General features: G+C 41.0%; 11 protein-coding genes. 2 read left to right on the forward strand and 9 right to left on the reverse strand.

Annotation, left to right across the window (positions count from 1 at the left end):
• Position 1 precedes the first annotated feature (1 nt).
• Positions 2-1,252 (forward strand): HlyC/CorC family transporter, encoded by a 1,251-nt coding sequence (locus OCV43_RS13080; RefSeq protein ID WP_022244382.1) that lies wholly within the window; start codon positions 2-4, stop codon positions 1,250-1,252.
• 32 nt (positions 1,253-1,284) lie between these two features.
• On the opposite strand, the gene OCV43_RS13085 is transcribed toward OCV43_RS13080, so the two are convergent.
• The 9 genes from OCV43_RS13085 to OCV43_RS13125 form a co-directional block, all read right to left on the reverse strand.
• On the reverse strand, positions 1,285-2,064 hold the full coding sequence (locus OCV43_RS13085; protein ID WP_262624306.1) for a hypothetical protein: 780 nt from the start codon (positions 2,062-2,064) through the stop codon (positions 1,285-1,287).
• A gap of 77 nt (positions 2,065-2,141) precedes the next feature.
• On the reverse strand, positions 2,142-4,778 hold the full coding sequence (locus OCV43_RS13090) for an InlB B-repeat-containing protein (RefSeq protein WP_262624307.1): 2,637 nt from the start codon (positions 4,776-4,778) through the stop codon (positions 2,142-2,144).
• Between the two features lie 10 nt (positions 4,779-4,788).
• Positions 4,789-5,424 carry a hypothetical protein gene (locus OCV43_RS13095; protein ID WP_022244379.1) on the reverse strand — a complete coding sequence of 212 codons (636 nt, stop codon included), beginning with the start codon at positions 5,422-5,424 and terminating at the stop codon, positions 4,789-4,791.
• On the reverse strand, positions 5,421-5,864 hold the full coding sequence (locus tag OCV43_RS13100; RefSeq protein ID WP_262624308.1) for a hypothetical protein: 444 nt from the start codon (positions 5,862-5,864) through the stop codon (positions 5,421-5,423). Before OCV43_RS13100 ends, OCV43_RS13095 begins: the two co-directional genes overlap by 4 nt.
• A 5-nt stretch (positions 5,865-5,869) precedes the next feature.
• On the reverse strand, positions 5,870-6,013 hold the full coding sequence (locus OCV43_RS13105; RefSeq protein ID WP_156454680.1) for a hypothetical protein: 144 nt from the start codon (positions 6,011-6,013) through the stop codon (positions 5,870-5,872).
• 116 nt (positions 6,014-6,129) lie between these two features.
• Positions 6,130-6,504 carry a hypothetical protein gene (locus tag OCV43_RS13110; RefSeq protein WP_022244376.1) on the reverse strand — a complete coding sequence of 125 codons (375 nt, stop codon included), beginning with the start codon at positions 6,502-6,504 and terminating at the stop codon, positions 6,130-6,132.
• Positions 6,505-6,512: 8 nt separating this feature from the next.
• Positions 6,513-7,775 (reverse strand): hypothetical protein, encoded by a 1,263-nt coding sequence (locus OCV43_RS13115; protein ID WP_262624309.1) that lies wholly within the window; start codon positions 7,773-7,775, stop codon positions 6,513-6,515.
• A complete protein-coding gene (locus OCV43_RS13120; protein ID WP_317246668.1) occupies positions 7,762-8,844 on the reverse strand; it encodes an ATPase, T2SS/T4P/T4SS family in 1,083 nt (360 codons plus the stop codon). The genes OCV43_RS13115 and OCV43_RS13120 overlap by 14 nt, the downstream gene beginning before the upstream one ends.
• Before the next feature lie 12 nt (positions 8,845-8,856).
• Complete coding sequence (locus tag OCV43_RS13125; protein WP_022244373.1) at positions 8,857-9,024, reverse strand: hypothetical protein; 168 nt, start codon at positions 9,022-9,024, stop codon at positions 8,857-8,859.
• A 233-nt stretch (positions 9,025-9,257) separates the two neighbouring features.
• Here OCV43_RS13125 and OCV43_RS13130 point away from each other — a divergent pair, with 233 nt between their 5' ends.
• Positions 9,258-10,130: a DegV family protein gene (locus OCV43_RS13130; protein ID WP_022244372.1), complete on the forward strand. Its 873-nt coding sequence runs from the start codon at positions 9,258-9,260 to the stop codon at positions 10,128-10,130.
• Positions 10,131-10,424: the final 294 nt, after the last annotated feature.

Raw genomic sequence — 10,424 nt, forward strand, 5'->3', positions numbered from 1 at the left:
TTTGAGTGGAACAGATATCATCCAATTAGTAAGTCTTGTCATACTGATTCTTTTATCAGCATTCTTTTCTTCTGCTGAAACCGCTCTTGTAACCGTTAACCGGATTAAGATGCGGACCTTGGCAGATGAAGGAAATGTAAGGGCAAAGCGCGTGCTTGCTATCACGGATCATTCATCTAAGATGTTAAGCGCTATTTTAATCGGGAATAATATTGTAAACTTATCCGCCTCTGCTATTTCTACAGCACTTGCCATCCGCATTTTCGGAAGTGTTGCTGCCGGAATATCAACCGGAATTTTAACTGTTTTGATTCTGATTTTCGGTGAAATCACTCCAAAAACAATTGCTACCATACATTCCGAAAAACTGGCATTGGCGTACTCCGGAGTTGTCAGCTTTCTTATGAAGGTTCTTACTCCTGTCATCTTTATTATTAATATGCTTTCCCATGGCTTCTTAAAGCTCCTGCATATTAATCCTGATGCCAAGAAGCAGACCATGACAGAAGCCGAGCTTCGTACTATCGTAAATGTCAGTCACGAATCCGGTGTTATTGAGAATGAAGAACGCAATATGATTAATAATGTGTTCGATTTAACTGATTCTGAAGCAAAAGAAATTATGGTTCCCCGCATAGATATGACTTTCGTAGATGTCAATGCCAGCTACGAAAAATTATTAGAGATTTTCCGGGAAGCCAAATATACAAGATTACCGGTATATGAAGATACCACGGACAATGTCATTGGTATTTTAAATGTAAAGGATTTATTGCTCTATGATGACCGGACGAATTTTTCCATCCGCTCTATTATGAGGGAACCGTTCTTTACATATGAGCATAAGAACACTGCTGAATTATTAAAAGAAATGCAGGCTTCTTCCCTCAACATTGCTATCGTATTAGATGAATATGGTGCAACTGCCGGTCTTGTTACTTTAGAGGATTTATTAGAGGAAATTGTAGGCGAAATTCATGATGAATATGATGCCAATGAAGAAGCTGATATTACTGCTTTAAATGAAAAAGAATACCTGGTCAACGGTTCCATGAATCTTTATGATATGTGTGAAAAACTGGGGATTCATTTAGAGTCGGAAGATTATGATTCCATTGGCGGCTATATCTTAGAACATTTAGACCATCTTCCTGACGAAGGAGAATCCATTACCACAGAAAATGGAATTCTGCTCCGGGTTGAGAAAATGGATAAGAACAGAATTGAAAAGGTATATCTGAAAACTCCTTAGGGAGTTTTCGATATACCTTTCTTTTTCTATCATCAGTCATCTGCATACGGAATATGATAACTGAATTTACTTAATCTTACATGATATGCACCATCATAATTTCCCACAAAAGTTGTACTTACCAGTCTGGTATAATGTAATTCATACAGCTCATTGTCCACTCTTACTGCATCTGCAATATCATAATCCATCGGCCAGTAATATCCCATAGTTCCATCATCAAAACTCATCACTGTCCAAAGCGGATACGGGCATGGATTTGCTGGTTTTGTTTCCTCTGCCGGCTGTTCTGTCGGTGTCGTTGCCGGAGTTTCTGACGGTGTATCTGATGGTGCTGCCGGAGTTTCCGACGGTGTATCTGATGGTGCTGCCGGAGTCTCCGATGGTGTATCTGATGGTGCTGCTGGAATTCCACCGACAGGGTCCTGTCCCACGGATGTCGTTGCGTTTTTCTGAGCTGAAGGGGTCTGCCCTCCTGCAGTTGATGCCGGCTCTGTTGGTTCCTTTCCCGGTGTCACTTCCTGTGTTCCCTTTTTATCGGTTTTCTCATTCTTTCCCTCGGATTCATCCGGCACTTCCTGCTTTGCCAACAGAACCTCTTCTTTCTTCTGCTGAAATACCTCCTGCAATGCTTCCGTCTTACATACCACAAATCCTGTTGCAGTATGCTCCTCTGCTTCGTGGAATTTTCCTATGGATGTTTTGTTCAAAACATGATTACTGCTCTTCTGTACGAAAAATGTACCACCAACTACAGCTGCCACTGTAAGCAGACAGCCTGATAAAATCAATATTTTTTTCTTTGGATTCAATTTTTCATAACTCCTTTCACTTTTCTCCAACTATACCATAAGTTATTTTTATTGTGCAACCAATTTCTTCTTTCTTTCTAAATTTCGGCATTTTCACCGATACAATGGATAAATTTATTCCGAAAACGCTCTATTTCCGTCATTTTCCCGGTATTATGCTGCAATTCATATTCTTTCATCTCATTCATCTGTTGATGTGATAAATTCCAGACTTCTAAAGCCGTATTCCTTTGCAATGCCTCTTCTAACTGTCTGTAATTTTCTTCTCTCCTCCAAATAGAATCCTGTGTTATGGTATCAAGATATTTTTCACTGATAAATCGAAACGTTTTTTCTTTGTCCTCCACCTGTTGCGAGGTAGTATCCACCAGATAAACGGTAACCTGTTTTCTGCTGACATTGCCAACTGCATCTTTTGCATAATAAGTAATCGTGGTGGTTCCTTCATGCGCAAAGTTCTTCCACTCTTCTTCCGTATAATCTTCCACGCAAAAAACAGTATTCTTCTCTTCATCTCCTCCGCTCTTTAAGATACCTTCCGGATTATCTTCTGAGCTGCTTTCTCTGTCCTTTGCACATGCCTGCTGCAAAAGTATTTCCTCTGTAATCCTGCCGCTTCTTGCATCCGTCAAACTATAATACTGATCTTTTGCCTCAATAACAGGACTCTCATCCCACTGTGCATATAATCTCTGTTCCCCTGCATGGCAAAAAACATCTTCTTCCCCGATAAGTTCTTTTTCCTGCCATACTACATCCGGCTTTTTATCTTCCTCTTTGTCCTGTTCTGCATCCGGCTCTGTGCTCCATCCTAAGAAAAGGAAGTTCTCCCGCACGGCGTCTGGCATTTCTCCATAGGGTGTCCCATAATATCGGCTCTCCTGCTTTGTCTCTTCTCCATCGATAAGACCTCCATTTCCAACAAAAATGATTGGAAAACAATAGCAAAAATCCGTATCTGCTGTTGCATAGCCATCCAGACTGTCATATGCATAAATTGAAATCAGATGCCTTCCATATTCATTCTTATGTTTTATAGCAGAGGTATAATAACGGTAATTGTAGTTTTGTCCCTCTATAAAATAGTCCCCTTTTTCTCCTAATTCTGCCACCTGCCATTCTGCCGTCAAATCATCCTGTCCCTGATGTTCACTCCACACAGCAAAAGCAGTCTTTTTAATTCCATCTCCGCCATCCCGCACAAAGACATATGTATAGAATCCATCCGTTCCATTCTGAATCGATATCGTCCGCTCTATAACCGGTGGCTTTGATTTCTTCCAGATGGCATAAAAGGTCTGATTCTCCGTTACCACTACCTTATCTCCTGAATTATATACCGGCTCTTTCGCATCTTTCCTGTCTGCCCAGCCGGCAAACGCATACCCACTGCGCTTTGCGGATGGAAGTATTACTTCTGCATCCTTCCATTGTGCCTTTAATAGAACCTCTCCCTTATGCTTTGAAGATAAATTTAATACCTGTGCCTTATCTTCGTATACAGAAAGTTCTGATAACGCTTCCGGCACACCGATTGTGCCTATTCCCTCTCTATGCTCATTATATCCATGATTTATCCAATGTAATAAATATGACTCACGCCGACTGCCAAATGCCTGTTTTAAATCTTCCCCTCCATATTTCATATAATCCGTCAATCGAAAATATGGACTGGATATTCTTCGTTCCCTGCCCTGTATCACATACTGATAGAAATGTTTTACTAGTGCTGCCTTATTAAACCCGAAACTTTCCAGTAAATCCTGATTTGCTTTTGCATAACAGGGGGCATCAAATGCATACCACGGAAATTCTATTCCGTTATAATAAAAACTGTTATGATCTTCCCACCCGGCAAAGGTGCTTTCCGCGGTAAGTTTCTCTGCCTCAGATGTTCCACCATTTCCATCCAAGGTTACTGTATACTCTTTCTTATACTGATTCTGCTGTAATTGAATCTGTTTTCCATACAGCACATCCGGTTGAGAAGCAACAGTTCCGCTGGTAGCCCCATTTCCATCATAATGAATGGTATAACGATTTTCGAGATAATTTACTTCGATATTATCATTATGCCATGCGCCATCATCTCCCCAGGGTGTCATTCCACATCCATTGGTGTCCACCACAAAACTACAGGTTTCCTCTTCCATACTCTCAAAGTATGTCTGATAGCAGTTGCTGGTAGACACTCCTTCAAAATGATGCCCCAGCTCCGGCAGACGAAACGTAACCGGAAGATGATATTCCCTTGCTCCTATTTCAGAAGTTGCATTATCATGTCTGGTATAATATTCCCTATCTTCTAATGTAATGCCAAGCTCGTCTCCCCCAATCAGATACATTTTATAATAGATTCGATAATTAATCCCATTGGAATGACGTTCCCCTATATTACAGTCAATCCGGTAACGAGCCGTTCTTCCACCTGCATTGTCACGAACTATCAATATGAAATACCCGGAAGTTTCCGGATACCAGGTCTGCGCACTTCCGTAAACAGATGAAGTCAATTCATCCGGCATTTCTTCCAACTGCTTGGTTTCTTCTGTTTCTAATACTTCTGCTTCTAATACTTCTGTTTTTTCAGATTCTGCCACCTCAGTTTCTTCTACCGTTTCCGCACTTATCGTCTGAATACTGCACGGACTCATAAAAAGAATCATGCATCCGCAAAGGAAACGGCATACTCCCTTTCGCACCTTCTTTTTCATGCTTACCCCCCTATTCAAATACTGCATAATATGTCTGATTTTCTTCTACACACTGTGTAAAATCCGCGAGATAATCCTTGCTGTCCCGCCACTCTAAAAACTTCTTTTTCAAATCATCACAAACCGGTTCTGCCGGAGAGGTACAGTAATCCCCCTTTTGTATTTCCAGCTTCTTATAATAAGATTTTCCCTGTTCCATTTCTTCCCTGGAGCGATAAAAGATTACCGTCTGCATTGCCACTTCTTTTTCCCCTTTCTCCGTTTCTTCTCCATTCCCATCGTCGTCTGTAAGAATTGTACGGCAGCACTTTATACTGCCCATTTTCCCGCCCGGATAAGAAAAATGCTCTTCCACTTCCACAGAAAGTAATCCTTTTTCTGCATCTGCTGCAATCATCCGAACAGTTAATTCTGAATCGGAATTCATCTGCGGAACCAGATTTCGAATCAGTAATGTCCTCATATCTTCGGAAGTATAATCTCTGTCTGCATCCGCCTGTACCATCTGCAATGTTGTTTCCATTGCTTCGGTAAGACTCTGTTCTAATTCTTCTTTTCGCACATTCTTATGCTGCATGGTCAGCAGCATCACTACAAAAAGTATGACAATGCCGCCGGACAATACCCCAAATACCATATGTTTCATATACCGCCTCCATTTACCGGAATCCGGAAACGGGAAACCGTCTGCTTTTCATATGCATCTTCTGCCCGCACCTCTATTTCATAGATTCCTGCCTTTTCATAAATATCTTCTACTGTTTTTCCTGCCTGATTTCTGATATCAGTTATCTCAATCTTAAGTTCCTTTCCATCTGCATCCACTGCGTGAAACAGTTCTGATAACGCTATCTTATCTGCAATCGTTAAGATGCGATTATCTTCATAAATAATCACCGGAACCTGACGGCTATGAATATCTTTTAACATTTTTCCGTCCATATTATTTCCAACATCTGCACCGGCTGCCGGACGTTCCATACCACTTCCAATTATGCGAAATCCCCATAAGCATAATATCAGTAACGTTGCCGCCACTAATACAGTAATTACTGTCTGTCCATATTCTTTCCATAATGTTTTCATTTGTTTTACCCCAATGCCCCCTGTGCCCTGCTTATCATTTCATAAAGATAACCTCCCTGTGAAAACAGTCCAAATAAAATTCCTGTCATAACAATGACTGCCAGAACCGCTATCACAAGTCCACCATATTCTTCCATAAAAAAATGCATTTTTATCCCCTTACCGGACATAACCAAGCAAATACCACAACACTCCGATACAACCACTTCCAAGTACTGCATAGATGATTGCCTGTCCATAATCCTCCATAATTTTTCTCATAAATCTACCTTCCAAATCCCCGGATACTATGCTCCGTTTTACTGTGAAATGGTCCCATCCGGTATGCGTAATGCAATATCACCTCCGCCATGGTTACCTCCTTTTCCACGGGCGGCACATTTCCATTTTCACATACAGTTACAGCTCCGGAATCCTCATATAAATTAACCTGCAGCTGATAGCCCAGTTCATCAGCCTGCTTTATACAGGCATTTATTACTTCCCGGTTATAATTGCTGTTTTCCAGTTCCACTACCACATCCGATTTAAAATTTCTTGCCTGACAAATCTGCGCTTCTGCTGCAACAATACCTATTCCAACTGTTGACAGCAGCATCATCAGAAATATTCCAAGATATGTTTTTATTACCTGTTCCATCTAATCCCCTATCTATGTACGCCTGCTAAAAATACCACCAGAAATGCCGTCATATCAATCATCATTTTTCCTGCTCCAGTCAATGCCGGGGCTAAAAACAATGCATATAATCCAGCCAGTGAATCCTGATTTTGTTCTCTTTCTGCCTTATCTAAAAGTTCCTGATTCCGTTTTAAAATCTGACTTAACTGCTTTTCACTGTTTCCATATCCGCCGTTGGATAATGCATACAACATCCGCATAGCAGAATGCACATCCGGTAAATCATAATCTTTTAAAAAATTAAGATATGGTTCCAGACTCTCCGGATTCTGTGAAAGTTCTTCCAGCATATCATCCACTGCCGGTCTTAGAACCTCCGGTGTCTGCGGCCGGATACGATAAAATGCCACCTGCACATTTTCAGTCTGAAGCAATAAAGAAATGTCCATTAACCACTGCGGAAATTCCTTTTCCATTTTCTTTCTCAGATACTTCCGGTAGAAATTACTGCGCACGCCTTTATGGAACTGCACATAACGATATTTCTTTTCATCCCCTTCTCCATAAGATTCCCTTTCCTTCAACCAGTTGCAGCAGGTACGCTTCATTGCCCGGAAGCAAATCAGCATATCCAAGGACAGAAAAAGAATTGATGCAATCTGGCAAACCCAAAGTTGCGATAATTCAATATCTTTTGGCAGCAAATGATTCGTTATTGCGCATACCAGAATGGATAAACCCACCGCTAAGAATACATTTCTTCGATATTTCTTACAGTCCTGCTGATGCAGTCTGACCCGTTCCATCCACTTCTGCAAATCCTCTAAAAGCAATTCCACCGTTGTCTCGTATGCTCCGCCATACTGTTCTACCATCAGAAAATACGCATGCATCTCTTTCATTCTGCGATTCTCATACTGCTGCCCAATCGCATCTAACTCTTCTTTCATATTGCTGTCATATTCTTTTCGTAAATGAAAGATGGCAGTTTCTATCTGTTTTCGCATGGCTCCCGGTTCAAACAATGCACAAACTGTCTCCAGTGCAGATAAGATTTTCGGATTCTGCAAAAATGCATACAGCATCTGCTCCATATACAATTCTGCTTCCTGCAGACGGGTCTGTTGCTTCTTTTCTTCCTTCAACACTTTATCCATACGCCACATAACAAGAACAAATACAATACTGCAGCAGATATATCCCTGCCACTTAAGCTGTAATAAAAATGCTGCCAGCAGCAATAATCCATAACAGCCTCCATAGGCAACGAAACGCTCATTCTTTTTCATATTCTTCTCCTTCCAGACGATGTTGTATCATCGGATTATCAAATGGCTCGGAAATTCCATGCCGCTTCATACGCGCAATCAACCCTTTGGGAAGTTCTCTCACCATAAGATTGCCATCCACCACCTGCATATGTATTTCATTTCTTCCTTCTTCTCTTACAAAGAAACAGACCTGGTCTATATAACGATACAATTTTCCTTCTGCACTCATTTTCTTCCGCAGCAGAATTCCAACATCAACATAGCTGTATACATCATTTTCCATGCGGTCTGCATCCATACGGCTCTCCATCATATTTAAAATACGATCTGGAATTTTACGCACATCATCCGTATGAAGAGTGGTAAATCCACGGATTCCGGTAGACCAGCATTCCAGCAAAGACTTTACTTCCGTAGAACGTGCCTCCGATAACATAATCCAGGATGGATTCTGTCTGAGACATGTCTTAATGGCTTTGGTATAATCAAAATCCGGATTAATTCGCAGTTCCACACAATCTTTTCCGGGATTAATCTGACTGTAATGCCATTCCGGATTATCCTCTATTGTAATGACACGCTCTCCTGCCGGAATAAACTGCGAGAAAAATTTTGCACATTCTGTCTTTCCCGCCCCCGGTTCTCCACAAAAGACAAAATTCATTTTTGCAGCCACACAATTGGTCAGCAATTCTAATACCGGAACAGCTACATACTCATCCTCCACCATCTTTTTTACCTGCATACGCAGCATTGGCATTGATTTACGGATGCAGATGCTCCTGCCGGATATGGCAACAGATTCATGTACAATACTGATACGCAGCGTGTCGGTCTCCGCCTCCAACAAATTATTTTTCTTGTTAAAAGGCTTGCTCACTTCATTGGCAATCCGATGGGAAAACTGCTCTACAAACTTCTCTGTAATTCCATGGCTTCGAATCAGATAGCGTTCATTTTCTACATCTGTAATCCACAACTGGTTTCCGTTATAGTCAATATCTGTAATCTTATCATTCCGGACATAACGCCAAAGGGGACCAAAATAATCCGGCTCCATCCGGATACCCAGTTCCTGTCTGTCCAAGTCATCCCCCTCCTATGGTGTTCCGATGTTATTTCCAAAGTTATCAATTAAGTTCTTAAATGCATCATAAACGGGACCACTGGTTCCATTTCCCATAATTGCTGTCACAAGTGCTGCTAATGCTGCAATCGCAACTACTGTTATAATTACCCCACCATACTGTTCAAAAATTTCTTTCAAATAAGAAAACCCCTTTCTATACTGAATTTCGTTTCACTGTTTGGAATATTTGGGAGGAAACTCCCTGATAAAAAAAGATAAATAAGATGGCTCTAATCATACCTGCTTTTTCTTTTTTTGTAAAGATATTTTTTCATTTTTATAAAAATTTTACATTTTCATTTTTCATTATGCTATAATAAAAAAGGCATGATTTTATGCCACAATTTTATATAAGAAATACAGGAGGACACATGAATAAATTTATTATTACCACCGACACTACCGCAGATTTGCCGGCAGATTATGTAGCAGAACATAATCTTGGCATGCTGTCACTCACTTATACTATAGACGGCAAAACCTATGACTGGGAACATCCAATGGATGTCAAAGAATTCTATGCAAAGATGCGCGCCGGCTCTCTGCCTACCACCTCTCAGGTCAACCCGGAAACTGCCCGCGAAATCTTTACAAAAATTGCCACGGAAAATGACTGTGATATTCTTCATATTGCCTTTTCCAGCGGACTCAGCGGCAGCTACTCCAGTACAAAAATTGCTGCAAGTGAAATGGAAGAAGATAATTTCCCACATAAAGTCGTTGTCGTAGACTCTCTCTGTGCTTCCATGGGAGAGGGACTTCTGGTTCACAAAGCTGTCCAGATGAAAGAAAATGGTGCCACTTTAGAAGAAACCGTAAAATGGCTGGAGGAAAATAAACTACATCTGGTACATAACTTTACGGTAGATGATTTGTTCCACCTTCACAGAGGCGGACGTGTTTCTAAAACCGCTGCGGTTCTTGGTACCATGATTAACTTAAAGCCGGTGCTTCATGTAGATGATGAAGGTCATCTTATTATGGTTTCCAAGGTTCGTGGACGTAAAAAATCCCTGATTACCCTGGTTGACAATATGGAAAAGCAGATGGGCTCCTACCGTGACCAGAATGATATCGTATTTATCAGCCATGGTGATGCTTTAGAAGATGCACAGTTTGTTGCAAATCTTGTAAAAGAACGTTTTGGCATCGACAGTTTCTTAATCAATTATGTCGGTTCAACCATCGGTGCACATTCCGGTCCTGGAACGATTGCATTGTTCTATATGGGTGAATATCGATAAAACACCGGCAGATACAAACCGGTCAAAGTCAGCTTCTTACGGATGTCTGGCGAAATATCTGACAACTACGAGAAACACGCTTTGCGAGTTTCTCGAGTTATCGCGGTGCTCGCCAAATCTGCATGCAAGCATGCGATTTTTCTCGCTACTCGCGTAAATCAAAAAAAAGAGTTATTGTACCACGGTTTAAAATTCTGTGATACAATAACTCTTTTATTTAGGGTTATAGGACAAAACGTGTTGATGGCTAATCCCATTCTGTAAAAGATTTATCCATCTTATGGAGGTCACTCC

Source organism: Roseburia amylophila (assembly GCF_025567465.1).
In the GTDB taxonomy this organism is placed as follows: Bacteria; Bacillota; Clostridia; order Lachnospirales; family Lachnospiraceae; genus Roseburia_C; species Roseburia_C amylophila.

What these genes read in the sequence shown, in the direction of transcription:
- OCV43_RS13115 (WP_262624309.1), bottom strand. Translation starts at nt 7,775, where the DNA reads ATGAAAAAGAATGAGCGTTTCGTTGCCTATGGAGGCTGTTATGGATTA.
- OCV43_RS13130 (WP_022244372.1), top strand. Translation starts at nt 9,258, where the DNA reads ATGAATAAATTTATTATTACCACCGACACTACCGCAGATTTGCCGGCA.
- OCV43_RS13095 (WP_022244379.1), bottom strand. Translation starts at nt 5,424, where the DNA reads ATGAAACATATGGTATTTGGGGTATTGTCCGGCGGCATTGTCATACTT.
- OCV43_RS13105 (WP_156454680.1), bottom strand. Translation starts at nt 6,013, where the DNA reads ATGCATTTTTTTATGGAAGAATATGGTGGACTTGTGATAGCGGTTCTG.
- OCV43_RS13100 (WP_262624308.1), bottom strand. Translation starts at nt 5,864, where the DNA reads ATGAAAACATTATGGAAAGAATATGGACAGACAGTAATTACTGTATTA.
- OCV43_RS13090 (WP_262624307.1), bottom strand. Translation starts at nt 4,778, where the DNA reads ATGAAAAAGAAGGTGCGAAAGGGAGTATGCCGTTTCCTTTGCGGATGC.
- OCV43_RS13110 (WP_022244376.1), bottom strand. Translation starts at nt 6,504, where the DNA reads ATGGAACAGGTAATAAAAACATATCTTGGAATATTTCTGATGATGCTG.